This window comes from Streptomyces sp. NPDC057253, assembly GCF_042669125.1.
In the GTDB taxonomy this organism is placed as follows: domain Bacteria; phylum Actinomycetota; class Actinomycetes; order Streptomycetales; family Streptomycetaceae; genus Streptomyces.
Genome location: NZ_JBHUXV010000019.1, coordinates 72491 through 86088, shown reverse-complemented (window position 1 = coordinate 86088; position 13598 = coordinate 72491). Strand labels below are relative to the sequence as shown.

15 protein-coding genes are annotated in these 13598 nt (G+C 70.8%); 7 read left to right on the top strand and 8 right to left on the bottom strand.

The genetic code is table 11. The annotated features are described in order from the left end of the window. Positions 1-91 precede the first annotated feature (91 nt). The 3 genes from ACFULQ_RS13475 (at position 92) to ACFULQ_RS13465 (ending at position 2333) form a co-directional block, all read left to right on the top strand. The gene (locus ACFULQ_RS13475) at positions 92-556 is read left to right on the top strand and encodes a hypothetical protein (RefSeq protein WP_383542426.1); all 465 of its coding nucleotides are present in this window, start codon (positions 92-94) and stop codon (positions 554-556) included. A gap of 94 nt (positions 557-650) precedes the next feature. Continuing rightward, complete coding sequence (locus ACFULQ_RS13470; RefSeq protein ID WP_383542423.1) at positions 651-1331, top strand: DUF305 domain-containing protein; 681 nt, start codon at positions 651-653, stop codon at positions 1329-1331. A 141-nt stretch (positions 1332-1472) separates the two neighbouring features. Next, positions 1473-2333 carry a F510_1955 family glycosylhydrolase gene (locus ACFULQ_RS13465; RefSeq protein WP_383542420.1) on the top strand — a complete coding sequence of 287 codons (861 nt, stop codon included), beginning with the start codon at positions 1473-1475 and terminating at the stop codon, positions 2331-2333. 20 nt (positions 2334-2353) lie between these two features. Here ACFULQ_RS13465 and ACFULQ_RS13460 read toward each other — a convergent pair whose 3' ends face one another. Beyond that, entirely contained in the window at positions 2354-3277 is a 924-nt protein-coding gene (locus tag ACFULQ_RS13460) for a DUF5134 domain-containing protein (RefSeq protein WP_383542417.1), read from the bottom strand. Positions 3278-3459: 182 nt separating this feature from the next. On the opposite strand from ACFULQ_RS13460, the gene ACFULQ_RS13455 reads away from it, so the two are divergent. Both ACFULQ_RS13455 and ACFULQ_RS13450 read left to right on the top strand, forming a co-directional pair. Then, a complete protein-coding gene (locus tag ACFULQ_RS13455) occupies positions 3460-3891 on the top strand; it encodes a DUF6153 family protein (protein WP_383542414.1) in 432 nt (143 codons plus the stop codon). Between the two features lie 92 nt (positions 3892-3983). Further along, a complete protein-coding gene (locus ACFULQ_RS13450) occupies positions 3984-5588 on the top strand; it encodes a multicopper oxidase family protein (RefSeq protein ID WP_383542411.1) in 1605 nt (534 codons plus the stop codon). Between the two features lie 63 nt (positions 5589-5651). On the opposite strand, the gene ACFULQ_RS13445 is transcribed toward ACFULQ_RS13450, so the two are convergent. The 7 genes from ACFULQ_RS13445 to ACFULQ_RS13415 form a co-directional block, all read right to left on the bottom strand. Then, on the bottom strand, positions 5652-6329 hold the full coding sequence (locus ACFULQ_RS13445; RefSeq protein WP_383542408.1) for a DUF3105 domain-containing protein: 678 nt from the start codon (positions 6327-6329) through the stop codon (positions 5652-5654). A gap of 66 nt (positions 6330-6395) precedes the next feature. Next, positions 6396-6755, bottom strand: coding sequence for a hypothetical protein (locus ACFULQ_RS13440; RefSeq protein WP_383542406.1), 360 nt, complete (start codon positions 6753-6755; stop codon positions 6396-6398). 102 nt (positions 6756-6857) lie between these two features. Beyond that, positions 6858-7886: an NlpC/P60 family protein gene (locus ACFULQ_RS13435; protein ID WP_383542404.1), complete on the bottom strand. Its 1029-nt coding sequence runs from the start codon at positions 7884-7886 to the stop codon at positions 6858-6860. 143 nt (positions 7887-8029) lie between these two features. Beyond that, positions 8030-8944: a M56 family metallopeptidase gene (locus tag ACFULQ_RS13430; RefSeq protein ID WP_383542401.1), complete on the bottom strand. Its 915-nt coding sequence runs from the start codon at positions 8942-8944 to the stop codon at positions 8030-8032. After that, entirely contained in the window at positions 8941-9309 is a 369-nt protein-coding gene (locus ACFULQ_RS13425; protein WP_383542399.1) for a BlaI/MecI/CopY family transcriptional regulator, read from the bottom strand. The genes ACFULQ_RS13430 and ACFULQ_RS13425 overlap by 4 nt, the downstream gene beginning before the upstream one ends. A gap of 112 nt (positions 9310-9421) precedes the next feature. After that, positions 9422-9607, bottom strand: coding sequence for a hypothetical protein (locus ACFULQ_RS13420; RefSeq protein ID WP_383542397.1), 186 nt, complete (start codon positions 9605-9607; stop codon positions 9422-9424). Positions 9608-9712: 105 nt separating this feature from the next. Then, positions 9713-10489 carry an alpha/beta hydrolase gene (locus ACFULQ_RS13415; protein ID WP_383542395.1) on the bottom strand — a complete coding sequence of 259 codons (777 nt, stop codon included), beginning with the start codon at positions 10487-10489 and terminating at the stop codon, positions 9713-9715. 243 nt (positions 10490-10732) lie between these two features. Between ACFULQ_RS13415 and ACFULQ_RS13410 the strand changes: the two genes are divergently transcribed. Continuing rightward, complete coding sequence (locus ACFULQ_RS13410; RefSeq protein WP_383542392.1) at positions 10733-11740, top strand: LacI family DNA-binding transcriptional regulator; 1008 nt, start codon at positions 10733-10735, stop codon at positions 11738-11740. Positions 11741-12032: 292 nt separating this feature from the next. Continuing rightward, positions 12033-13589 carry an ABC transporter substrate-binding protein gene (locus ACFULQ_RS13405; RefSeq protein ID WP_383542389.1) on the top strand — a complete coding sequence of 519 codons (1557 nt, stop codon included), beginning with the start codon at positions 12033-12035 and terminating at the stop codon, positions 13587-13589. Positions 13590-13598: the final 9 nt, after the last annotated feature.

The window sequence follows — 13598 nt, the reverse complement described above, 5'->3', positions numbered from 1 at the left end:
GAGAGGGCCCCGTGCTCTGCGACCGGCGCACGGGGAGACACCTCGTCAAGCCGGTCGCCGTTCTCGGAAGCGGCTTAGTAGTATGTCCCGCATGGTGCGTGTGAGCAGTCGGCTGCGTGTGGGAGGAGCCCTCGGGTACCTCCTGCTGGTTGCCGCGCTCACCTTCGGCGTCTTCGCCATGCACACCATGGGTCACCCGGAGCATTCCTCCGGCCCGGTCACAGTCGGCACATCGCATGCCGTGCTCGGCACGCATCAGGGCGACATGGGCCGTGGGGCCGCCGAGGCCCGGACCTCCGCCGATCCGATGGCGGAGGCGGACCATGGAGCGGTCTCACCGACCGCACCCACCGCATACGGGCCCATGACCGGCATGGACGTGCTGTCCGTGTGCCTGGCGGTGCTCACCGGATGGCTGCTCTGGTTGTTCCTGCGTGCCGTGGCTCGCCGGAAGGAACGGCTGACGGCTCTGCTCGCCCGAGCGATGGCCGTGCTGCCTCCCCTCCCGCCCCCTCCCAGACCTCTCCTCGCTCAGCTGTCAGTCCTGCGCATATAGGCGGGCCCGCCCAGCGCGGGCTGCGTCCTGCCCGCGCGCATCGCGTGTGCCGCCGTATCCACTGACAGACCTGAACGAGCGAGGTAATCCGCACATGACCGTCTACACCCCTGCCCTGCGCCGCCGACTTCGCCGCCGCACGGCCATCGTGAGCATCGCCGCCGCGGGCGGGCTGCTGCTCGCCGCCTGCGGCGGGGACGACATGGAGGGCATGGACCACGGGAGCGGCAGCTCCGCCTCCGCCGCGTCCACCCCGACAGCGGGCGGGAACCGGACGCCCGGCGCCTTCAACGACGCGGACGTGACGTTCGCGCAGATGATGATCCCGCACCACGAGCAGGCCCTGGAGATGGCCGAGCTCGCGAACGGCCGTGCCTCCGACGCGGAGGTCAAGACGCTGGCCGCGGACATCGAGAAGGCCCAGGACCCCGAGATCGCGACCATGAAGTCCTGGCTGAAGGCCTGGGGCAAGCCGGAGTCCGCCGAGACGGGCATGCCCGGCATGGACCACGGCTCCGGCGGCATGGAGGACATGGCGGGGATGTCCGGGATGATGTCCGACGAGGACATGCAGAAACTCAAGGCCGCCAAGGGCACCGAGTTCGACCGGATGTTCGCGGAGATGATGGTCGAGCACCACGAGGGTGCGATCACCATGGCGCAGGACGAGCAGAAGAACGGCCGTGACGCCGAGGCCAAGAAGCTCGCCGCCGCGGTCGTGAAGACCCAGAGCGCCGAGGTCGAGAAGTTCCGGAAGATCCTCGACCGGATCTGACCCGCATCACCCCCAGACCGCCCAGGGCTCCGAGGCGCACACCGAGGGGCCCTGGGCGGTCGTCTCCCATGCCGTCACGACCGCGGTCGGCCGTCGCCGATCCGGTGACCCACCCGGTGACCCGGACTCTCCCGAGGAATCATGCACAAGCACCCTGCCACCGTCGCAGCCACCGCACTCGCTCTCACCCTCGCCCTGGCCGCCTGCTCCAACGGCGGCGCCGAGGACCCGACGGCCGAGTCCGCAGCCGGCCCGACGGTGAGTCACATCCACGGCCTCGGTCTGGACCCCGCCGACCAGCGCCTCTACGTCGCCACCCACGAAGGCGTCTACACCCCCGACGCCCACGGCGAGCCCGAACTGGTGGGTGACAGCAAGGACGACTTCATGGGGTTCACCGTGGCAGGCGACAGGACCTTCTACGCCGGCGGACACCCCACCTCCGGCGGCAACAAGGGGCTCATCAGGAGCACCGACGCGGGCAGGACCTGGACGTCCCTGTCCCTGACCGGCGAATCCGACTTCCACGCCCTGGAGTTCGCCCACGGCACGATCTACGGCTACGACTCCACCAACGGCCTGGTCCGCACCACCGAGGACGGCGCCTCATGGAAGGACGGGGCGCGGCTCCAAGCCCTGGACATCGCGGTCAGCCCCGCGGACCGCGGTGTGGTCGTGGCCACCACGGAGGAGGGCGTCGCCCGCAGCAGCGACGGCGGGAAGACCTTCGCCCAGGGACAGAGGCCCGTGCTGGCCTTCCTCTCCTGGAGCACGAAGACCGCTCTCTACGGCATCGACCTGTCCGGTGGCCTGCACCGCAGTGCCGATGGCGGCACCACCTGGACGAAGGTCTCCGACGTGCCGGGCGGCCGGCCGCAGGCGCTCACCGCTGTCGCCGCCGAGCACGTCCTCGCCGCCACGGGGACCGGCGTGTTCGAGTCGAAGGACGGAGGCAGGACGTTCGAGGAGCGCCTGGCCGTGACGTCGAGCGGGGGCCACTGATCAGCCGGACACCGCGGCGCTCAGGCGGCCATCATCACGAGCATCGCGCACATCGTGCCGCCCATGCCGATGTGCGCCGTCAGGGCCGCCCCCGGCGACGTGCCCGGCGGCCGCCGCCGACTCCGGTCGCCCCCAGCCGCATGGGCCCTGCGCCTGCTCGGGCCCGACCGGGCCCTGTCCCAGACGGAGAGGGCCAGGGACGCCACGAACACCACGATCGCGTCGGGCAGGGCGAGCAGCCGCCGCGCCCAACGGCTTCGGCCCGATCCGCGGCCGGTGCCCACCCGCCGGTCGGTGCCGCGGAGCCGCGCCCACACGGACGCGACGACCGAGAGCAGGAAGTACAGGGCCAGGGCGATCAGCACGGCACGCCACACGGAAGCCGAACCACCGGCCGCGGCGCTCTCGCCGGCGCCGGTCGTCATGTCGTGGGCGGTCATCTCCGAGTGCGCCATGCCGTCCATGCCGTCCATGCCGTCCATGGCCCCGGCCATACCCGCCATCTCGTGGCCGGAGGAGGCGGCCCCGGTGGATCCGTGCCCGTGCCCCATGCCGGCCATCGAGTGGCCGCCCAGAGCGAGGACGGGCCCGGAGTCGGTGCCCGGCATGGCGAGCGTCATGATGACCATGGCGGCACTGCCGATGACGTGGTGCGTCCAGCGGCGGCCGTGCCGCCAGCCGTGCACGCGGGCGTGGCGCACGGAGAGAGCCACGCCGCCGAGGCCGACGGCGGCGAACCCCGTCACCCACCACAGGCTGTGGTCCCCGAAACTGGCGGCGGTCGCGGGCAGGAACATCGCGGCCATGCCGCCGGCCATCACGACGTCGCCGCCGGCCGCGAACCGGGCCTCCCTGCTGTCGGCCGCGGCCAGTCTGGCCGCGCTCACGACAGCCACGAGCGCGGCCACCGCCGCCAGCGTCCAGGTCATGGCGGGACTTCCCATTACGGCCCTCTCCATCGATCGGCGGTCGCCCTCTATCTACTGATGTCCTTAGTACGTGCGGAGGTGGAGGCGCGTTCAGGACGCCTCTCGGCGGCTTCCGAGTCGGACCGTTCCGCGAGAGCGGATTACCCCCTACGGGTATATTGGCGAGCGGTCGTCCATCGAACACGCAGAGGGAAGTGATGACAGCACCGGGAGCCCGCGCCCCGCGGACCCGTGCCTCGCACGGCGTCGTCCGCTGGACGCGCGCTGCCGTCATCGCCCTCCTCGCGGCACTCGCCGTACTGATCCACCACGAGTCGGCCGGTGTGGCGACCGGCCCTGCCTCCGCGTCGGCGGCACACGTGATGACGTACGGCATGTCGATGTCGGGGAGCCCTGCCGCTCCGGTGAGGGCGACGACGATCAGTGCCGAGGGCGCGGCGTGCGAGGGCATGGCGATGCAGCACTGTTCGGCCGCGAGCCTCGACGTCGTGAAGCTCCTGCCGCCTGGCCGGTCGCCGGCGCCGCGGGATTCCGCCGCGCACGAAGCGGTCGTCTCCGGGGCCAAGGCGGCCGGGACGGTGTGCCGCGCGCCTCCGGACCTGTCCGTTCTCTCTCAGTTGCGCATTTAGGCCGTGCCCGACGGCTTCCTCGTGCCCGTGTCACGCCGAAGCCGTACCGGCACGCCAACTCCCTTGTGCGCACACTGAGATCGAGGACACCCATGAACAGCATCAACCGCCGCTCCGTCCTGCTCGCCGGGCTCGGCGTCGCGGGCGCCGGCGCGCTCGCCGCGTGCAGCAGCGGCTCCGAAACCACGCATGGCCTGGTCAGCCCCTCCGGGTCCGCGGTCGCCGCAGCGGAGAGGAAGCGGAAGGGCACCGGCCGGACGCGGCACGTGAACCTGACCGCGGCGCCCGCCCTGCTCGACCTCGGCGCCGGGGTCATGGCCAGGAGCTGGGCCTTCAGCGGTCAGGTCCCCGGCAAGGAGATCCGTCTGTCCACCGGCGACACCCTCGCCGCGGAACTCTCCAACCAGCTCCCGAACCGGACCACCACGTCGATCCACTGGCACGGCATCGCCATGCGCAACGACATGGACGGTGTCCCTCCGGTGACCCAGCAGGCCGTACGCGCGGGCGCCAACCTCACCTACCGCTTCATCGCCGACGCCCCCGGCACCTACTTCTTCCACCCCCACGTCGGCGTCCAGCTCGACCGGGGCCTGTACGCCCCGCTCATCGTCGAGGACCCCGGGGAACCGCTGTCGTACGACGAGGAATGGGTCGTCGTCCTCGACGACTGGGTCGACGGAGTCACCGGCACCCCCGACGAGGTCCTCGCCGAGCTCCGGCACGGCATGGGAAGCATGGACATGGGCGGCATGGACATGGGCGGCATGGAGATGGACGGCATGGAGATGGACGGCATGGACATGGGGGAGGACTCGGCGTCCCCCTCCGCCTCACCCTCGTCCGACGGTATGTCGATGAAGTTCATGCTGATGGGCGCCGAGAGCGAACTGCTCGGCGGGGACGCCGGCGACGTGAAGTACCCGTACCACCTCGTCAACGGCCGCGTCCCCGCCGACCCCGCCGTCTTCCGGGGCAAGCCCGGCAGGCGCGTCCGGCTGCGCATCATCAACGCGGGCGGCGACACCGCGTACCGGGTGGCGCTCGGCGGTCACCGGCTGACCCTCACCCACACCGACGGCTACCCCGTGGCGCACCAGCAGGTCGACGCCCTGCTGATCGGGATGGGGGAGCGGTACGACGTCCTGGTCACCCTCGGGGACGGCGTCTTCCCGCTCGTCGCGCTGGCCGAGGGCAAGGACGCCACCGGCATGGCCCTGGTCCGCACGGGATCGGGCAGCGCGCCGGACCCGGCCGTCCGCCCGAAGGAACTGAACGGCAGGATCCTGACGGCGTCCCAGCTGCGCGCGGACGACGACGTCCGCCTGCCGTCCAGGAAGGTGGACCGGGTGCACCGCGTCGAACTGACCGGCGGCATGGGCACGTACAACTGGGCGATCAACGGCAAGGCCTACGACATGGGCGACCCGGACGCGCATCCGCTCACGGTCGAGGAAGGGCAGCGGGTCCGGCTGGACTTCGTCAACACCACCGCGATGTGGCACCCGATGCACCTGCACGGCCACACCTACCAGCTCGGCGACACCGGCCCGCGCAAGGACACCGCGATCGTGCTGCCGAAGAAGAAGCTGTCCGTCCTCTTCGACGCCGACAACCCCGGCCGGTGGATGCTCCACTGCCACAACGCCTACCACGGCGAAGTCGGCATGATGGCACTGGTCGCCTACCGGACCTGACCTCTGACGCGCCGCCCGTGCCGGGGCCGACTGTTTCGGTCGGCCCCGGTAACAGTGGATCGGCTACGAGGACTTGCCGCCGGTGCAGGCGGCGCCGGGCTCGGGAGTCTGCGCGCCCTGGACGTACTTGTCGAGGAACTCGGCGACCCGGGGATCGGAGTGCTTCGCCACGTTCAGCTGATGGCCCCAGGCGCTCAGGGTGATCGGGGACGACTGGTCCGCATAGGGGCTCATCAGCGTGTACGGCGTCCTGGCGACCTTGTCGGCGAGCGCCTTGACGTCGGCGTCGGCCGCCTCGTCGTTGTAGGTGATCCAGACCGCCCCGTGCTCCAGGGCGTGCACGGCGTTCTCGTTCTGGAGGGGCTGGGTGTAGACGTCGCCGTTGCAGTTCTGCCAGACGGACGAGTGATTGCCGCCGACCGGCGGGGTCATGGGGTACTCGACCTTCGTGTCGACGTGGGTCTGGCTCAGCTTCGACCACGTCTTCTCGCCGGAGACCGGGGCGGCTTGCTGCCGTTCCTTCTCGTCGGCGGCGCCGATCAGATACCAGCTGCCGGCCACCAGTCCGACGAGGATCGCGGTGGACACGGCGATGGTGATGGCCCGGTTACGGCGTTCGCGGGCCCGCTCGGCGCGCCGCTGCTCCTCTATGCGGGCGCGGCGCGCCTCGGCCTTGGACTTGTTGGTGTTCTGGCCCTTCTTCTTGCCTGAGGGCGTGCTTCTGGAGTTGACGGAGGCCATGGTGAAGTTCCTTGTGTGCAGCGGAGATTGACGGATGCCGTTGATCAGTGGGGAAGGGCATCCGCTCTAGGTCCGCAGCACCTGGAGCACATGAAGATCGGGGGCACGAGGGCCCGCCGCATATGAGGTGCCGGCAGGGAAGGCCACCGGCGGCCGGGTGTCCACGCGGGTCGGGAGGACGAGCGGCTGGGGGTGCGACCCGGGCCCGGTCGCGGGTGTGGCGACGGCGGCGTCGGCGCCGCAGCGACGGTGGACGGGGGAGGGGCAGACGTGCTCCTGGGGCACCGCGGAGGTGGCCGCGGCGACGGCAGTGTGTTCAGGGGGCGTCGCGGGCCCCTGAACGCACAGGCAGGCCACGCCGAACAGCGTGGCCAGGGCCATCAGCAGACCCAGCGCCACGGCTCCGGTCCGCCGCCGAAAAGTCATTCTCCGCCTCCGCCTCCGCCTCCGCTCGGTCAGCGTATGTGAACGAACGGAGGACGAGACGGGCGGGGGCGGCGGGCGACCTCTACAGGAGCGCTTCGCCGTTCAGGGCCGCGTGGCGGCGAAGAAGGGCATGGAGTCGAGGTTGGTGATCTCGATGTTCTTGCCGGTGCGCGGGGCATGGATGGCCTTGCCGTTCCCCACGTAAAGGCCGTTGTGCTGGCTGTTGTTGTACCAGTAGATGACGTCGCCGGGCTGGAGGTCCGCGCGGGCGACCTTCCGGCCCGCGTTGTACTGCTCGTTGACCGTCCGGGGCAGCGAGACGCCGGCGGCCCGCCAGGAAGCACCGGTCAGGCCCGAGCAGTCGTAGGAGCCGGGGCCGGTCGAGCCCCATTCGTAGGGCTTGCCGAGCTGCGCGTAGGCGAATTCGAGCGCGGTCCTGGCGCGGCCACTGGCGGGCCCGTTGTAGGTGGCGGCGCCGTCGCTGCTGCCGGAGGCTCGGTCGGCCTCGGCTTCTGCGGCCCTGAGTTCGGCGCGTTGCTCGGCGGTGAGGCTGTTCAGGAGCTTCTGGGCCTTGCGGAGCTTGCTCTGAATCTCCAGCTTCCGCTCGGCCATCTGCTCCTGGGCCTCACGGGCCGCCTCGAGCTTCTCCCACGCCTCGGCACGCGTCTGGGCGAGTTCCCGTTGCTTCTGCTCAAGGCTGCGGAGCAGGGAGGTCTGCCGGGAGCTCGTGCGGTCCAGCAGCTCCGCCTGTGACAGATAGTCATCGGGGTCGGCCGACAGGAAGAGCCGCAGGCTCGGGTCCAAGCCGCCGTCCCGGTACTGCGAGGCGGCCACCGGGCCCATCGCGGCGCGTATCTCGTTGACCTGGGCCTGCTGCGCGGCCACCTGTTCCTGGGCGTCGTTGGCGGCCTTCTGAAGGCTCGCCTTCTTCCCCCGGGCGGAGTTGTACTCCTCGGTGCCGGCCTCGGAGTCGTGGTACAGCTCCTCGACCTCCTGGCGGACCTTCTCGACGGAGGGCTTCGGTTCGGCCTGGCTCTGCGCGGTCGACAACAGGGAGAACGCTCCCGCCGAGGCGGCCAGGACGGCCAGCCGGGGACGAGTCGGCGGCTTCGGTCGGCGGTGGCTTCCCATCGTTCGACAACTCCTCTGTGTGCCCACGCGGGCGACGGAACACGTACCGGACGGTGCCGTGGCTTCGATCAAATGCGCTATCAACTTAGTAGGTTCGTAGATGAGGCGGCAATCCGGAGCCGGAAAGAGCCGCGTTCGCCCGGTTATCCGATGGTGGGTACGCACCCGAACAGCAGCGGTACCACCGGCACCACCACTGCCGCTGCCGCAACAGTCCCGCGGAGCACGACGTGCGGCCGCCGCTGGGGTGTGAGCACCCGGCGCATCCGGACCACCGCGCTCGGACCGCCCGCCGCGAACGCGCCCGCCGGGGCGGACTTCGCCGCCGCCATCTCGTACAGGGCGGTGGCCAGTTCCTCGCGGGACCGGCGGCGCAGCGCACGGTCGTCGGCGATCATCTCCAGGAGCACGGACGTCTGCTCCTTCGCGTGGCGGGCGAGCGGAAGACGTCGGAAGACCCGGGCGAACGCCTGCGCGGCGGCCATCACCAGGTGGTGCCGGCCCGCGATGTGGGAACGCTCGTGTTCGAGCACGGCCTCCAACTGCCCCGGCGACAGCAGTCGCAGCGCGCCCGCACTGACCACCACCCGCGGCTTGTACCCGGGGAGGCAGTACACCGCGGGCAGGTCATGTTCGAGGACGGTGGCGCGCAGGTGCGGCGAGCGTCGCCCCACCAGGTCCAGAACCTCCCGGTGGCGGCAGCGCGCGCGGCGGCCACGGAGCACTTCGAGGACGAAGGCACCCAGCACGACCAGCGCGACCGAGAGCGGCAGAGCGATCGCCGAGCGGTCGGCGACGGTGGGGTCAGGGGCGCCGGCCGTAGGGGCCAGACCGCAGGAATGCAGTACGGCGATCAAGTCGGCGTGCAGATGCTCGGAGGGTGCGGCCAGGTGGTAAGCGGCCAGGGCGGCGGCGACGGTGAACGACACGGTCAGTCCGTGCCACACGGCCACGGCCAGCGCCGGTGCTCGGTGCGGCCAGGCGCTGCGCAGCATCAGCCGCGGCGCGAGGAGACCGACCCCTGCCGTGTACCCGAGCAGGGCCGGCGCCGCGTTCACGACTCGGCCTGCCGCCCCACCGTGCGCAAGGCCTTGCGCAGAGCGCTGATCTCGTCGGGATCCATCTGCTGGACGAAGTGGGCCAGAGCCACCGGGCGGTCCTCGCTCGTGCCGAGCGCGTCCTCCATGAGCGCCGCCGCGTACTCCTCACGGCTGCGGACCGGCGTGTACAGCCAGGCCCGGCCCTGCTTGGTGCGCAGCAGCCAGCCCTTGGTGTAGAGGATGTTCGTCACGGTCATGACGGTGGTGTAGGCGAGCGGGCGCTCCTCGTTGATGTCGTCGACGATCTCCCGCACCGTGGCCGGGCGCTGCCATCGCCAGAGACGGTCCATGATCTCCGCCTCGAGGTCGCCCAACCGCCGCATGATCCACTCCTCATCCCCTGCAGTACGCAGCGCCATCGTAAAACGCGCCCCTGGGTGCCCCACATCCGAGCTGCCGCCGGGGGCCAGGACGTTCTGCGGCAGGGACCTCCTGTCAGGAGCCGGAGCGGAGGACCAGGCGGTGCCGTTCGGATACGAGCGGGTCGGCCCCGGTCGTGCGGCGCCATCCGCTGGGCGCGCTGAACCGGCCGGTGGTCCCCGATGGCAGCGACAGGTCCACCGTCAAGGTGTCGCTCGGACGGGCCGTCCAGTCCGCGTCGTCGAGGGGCGCGGCCTCCACGGGCGGGCTCGCTCCACGCCGTCCACCCGCCGATGGCCGGTGCGGCGAAGGAGCGGCTGGAGTCGACCTCCGCGTCGAAGGACCCGTCGGTCGAGCTCGGCGTCGTCATGACCGCAAGTGCCTCCGGAGGAATCGCAAGGTCGACTCATGCAGCGTGGTGCGATGCGGGACGCTGCCCCACGCGTGGTCCGCGCCGTCGACGACCTCCAGTTCGGCGTTGCCGTCGTAGTGGTCGAGATAGCGCCGGACGTACTCCAGGGGAGCGATCTCGTCCTTGGTGCCGTGCAGGATGTGGACCGGGCCGAGATAGGCGCCGGACCGTCCGTAGACGTCGAGTCCGGCGAGATCCTCGATGAGCGCGGCACTCATCCGGTGGCCGTCGGCGTCGAACCAGCCCTTCTCCTCGATCTCCGCCGCGAGGCTGCGTCCCTTGAGGTAGCCACGGCCGATCTCGAAGGGGGCGACCGCCGCCGGGGACCACAGGCACAGGGCGGCGATGTCCGGTTCCTCCGCGGCGACGATCCCTGCGACCACACCTCCCATGCTCATACCGACCAGGCCGATCCGCCCGGGATCCACGAAGTCGAGCGACCGCACGGCCTCCAGCACCGCGCGCGTCTCGGCGATCTCGCCGCTGATGGTCACGTCGAAGAACGTGCCGTCGCTCTCGCCGTGCCCCGAGAGGTCGAAGCGGACCGAGGCGATGCCGTTCGCCTCGAGGAGCCGGGACATCGCGACGAAGTCGGGCAGTTCGAGCCGGTTGGAGGTGAAGCCGTGGACGAACACCGCGGTCGGCCAGGTGCTGCCGGCCGGTCCGTCGGGGACGTGCAGCGTGGAGCGCAGAATCAGGCCGTTGTGGGGGAATTCGTGAGGGCGGATCACGCGGCTGCCTTTCGGTTCGTGTCGGGTGCGGGGAGGGCTCGGACACCACGGGGAGCTGCTGACGCGTCCCGCGTCCGGCGTCGACGGCACCGGCGAGACCGGCGGATCTTGAGGGGACGGGCGGTCCGGGCCCGAAGCCGCGTCGCGTTGCTTACTCGCGCCACTTAAACGTGTAGGTATTCTGAGCGGGCAACCTAGCCGCAGCCGCCGGCTTTGACAAGGCCGTCCGCCGGAGGGAGATCCATGAGCGAGGTATCCCGTCACAGACGAGTGACCAGCGCGGACGTCGCCCAGGAGGCCGGGGTCTCCCGCGCGACCGTGAGCTATGTCCTCAACGAGACCTCGCACCAGAAGATCTCCGAGACGACGAGACTGCGGGTCAGGGAAGCCGCGGCCCGGCTCGGCTACGCCCCCTCGGCGGCGGCCCGTTCACTGCGCAAGGGCCGCTCGGACATCGTGCTCGGACTGCTGCCCGACTGGCCGATCGAGCATGTCCTCGGCCGCCTGGTCCAGCGGTTGACCGGCGCCTTCGCCGAACACGGGCTCACCTTCCTGGTGCATTCGGCGGCGCGGCCCGCCCGCCCCGTCCGGGAGATCTGGAAGGCCCTGACACCTGCGGCGGTGCTGTCGCTGGACGAGTTCCCCGAGTCCGAGGCCGACGCCATGCGGTCCGCCGGGATCGGCGTCGTCATGGCGGTGCACGGCTCGCCGCACGGTCGTAGCAGACCCCCGCTCGTCTCGGAGGAGCCGATCGGAGCGGCACAGGCCCGCCACCTCGCCGCCGCGCACCGCCGACTCGGCTACGCCTGCCCGGACCTGCCCGGCCTGGGTGCGCTGGCCCGGTCGCGGCTGGACGGCGTACGCAAGGTGTGCGCCGAACTCGGCCTCCCGGAGCCGGACGTCCGGGTCGTCTCCTTCACCCTGGAGGACGCTGTGGAGGCGGTGCGGGCATGGCGTGCCGCGACACCCCCGGTGACGGGCGTCTGCGCCTTCAACGACGCCGTCGCCCTGTCCGTGCTGGTCGCGCTGCGCTCCCTGGGCCTGCGGGTTCCGCAGGACATCGCCGTGATCGGCGTCGACGGCACCCCCGCGGCGGCCCTGGCGCAGCCGCCGCTCACCACGGTCGTCCGCGACACCGACGCGCTCGCGCGCGAGCTGGCCCGGCGCGTCGTCGACGCCCTCGACGGGAGGCGGATTCCGGTCGAGCCGCTGCGGGACCCGCTCCGGGTGCTGGTGCGGGCCTCCGCCTGACAGCGCCGTACGGGGGCCGGAGGGTCCGCCGGAATCGTCGCCTCTGACCCCTTGCGCAATGCGGGCGACACGGTTACGTTACCCGGCACCGGATTAAACGTGTAAGTGAAACGTGCAAGCCACCTTCGGGGCGCACTGCCCCCGAAGACGACACAGGCCCCGGCGTCCACCTTCCGGCCCGGGCCCTCGGACGGCGTCCACGGCCCTTCGGCCGGCCACCGGGACCCGCGCGACCTCCCCTCCGAGCAGCGATGCGCCGAGCCGCACCCTCCCGAACACAACGGAGCACTCGATGAAGAGAAGAACCGTCCTCCACGCCTCGATCGGAGCGGTCGCAGCGCTCACGCTCGCCGCCTGCGGCGGCGGGAACGGCAGCGGCACCGGCAGCTCCGGTTCGGCCACCCTGACGATCGGCATGTCCTCGGCACCCAACAGCCTGGACCCGGCCCAGATAGCCACCGGCCCCTTCGTCAACTACCTCGACCCGGCCTACGCCTCCCTGCTGACCCGCGGCTCCGACGGCGCCCTCGCGCCCGGACTCGCCGACAAGTGGGGCTATGTCGGCACCGGCAACACCGAGTTCAAGCTCCACCTGCGCGGCGGCGCGAAGTTCGCGGACGGCACCCCCGTCACCGCCGCCGCCGTCGTGGCCTCGCTGAAGTACGTCCAGAAGGGCAGCGGCCCGTCCGCCTCCTACTTCCGCCCCCTGGTCTTCTCCACTCCCGACAGCTCCACCGTGGTGATCAAGAGCCCCACACCCAACCCGGACATGGGAGCGCTGTTCACCCCGGCGTTCCTCGGTGGCGCCGTCATCAGCCCCGCGGGCCTGAAGGCGCCCCAGAAGCTGGCCTCAGCGACCTTCGGCGCCGGGCCCTACGTCTACAGCGCCGCCCAGTCGGTCTCCGGCGACCACTACGTCTACCTGCCCAACAAGAACTTCTACGACCAGAGCGCCATCCACTTCAAGAAGATCACCGTCCGGGTGATCCCGAACATCAACTCCGAGGTGCAGGCGCTGAAGTCGGGTCAGATCGACTTCATGTACGGCTCCCCGGACGTGGCCCCCTCCATCGCCGGCGACTCCGCGCTCAAGACCATCAAGAAGCCCACCACCTGGGCCGGTCTGTTCCTCCTCGACCGCGACGGCAAGATCGTCAAGGGGCTGGCCGACGTACGGGTCCGCCAGGCGCTGAACTACGCCGTCGACCGGGTGGCGATCACGAAGGCGGTCTACGGCGACTACGGAACCCCGGTCGAGCAGCCGGCGATGCCCGGTTACGACGGCTACAGCGCCAAGGCCGCGCAGATGTACGACTACGACCCGGCCAAGGCCAAGCAGCTGCTCGCGGAGGCCGGTTACTCCGGCGGGCTCACCATCCCCGTCAACTACGGCTCCTTCGATGCCTCCACCACCAAGCTCGTCCAGGCCGTACAGGACCAACTCGCCAAGGTGGGCGTCCACTTGAAGCTGACCGCCGCCACCAACTTCGGCGGCTGGATCAATGACCTGCTGACCAGGAAGCAGGCGGCCACCGTGCTCTCGCCCGGCCAGGGCGGCGACGAGAACTTCTACGCCCAGCAGGCGGGGTTCACCAAGACCGGCATCATGAACGTCTTCGGTGTCCAGGACGCCGACGTCGACGCCGCGTTCACCAAGCTCGCCGCCTCCGACAAGCAGTCCGCCGGAGCGGCCGCGCAGGCCCTCACCGACGTGATCACGAGCAAGGCGCTCGCCCTGCCGGTGTCCGGCGCCGACACGATCCTCATGTACAACGCGAAGCTCAAGGGCGTGAAGTTCGTCCCGGGCACCGCCTTCGCGACCTCCGACACCCTGTGGACCTCTCGGTGACGAGGACCG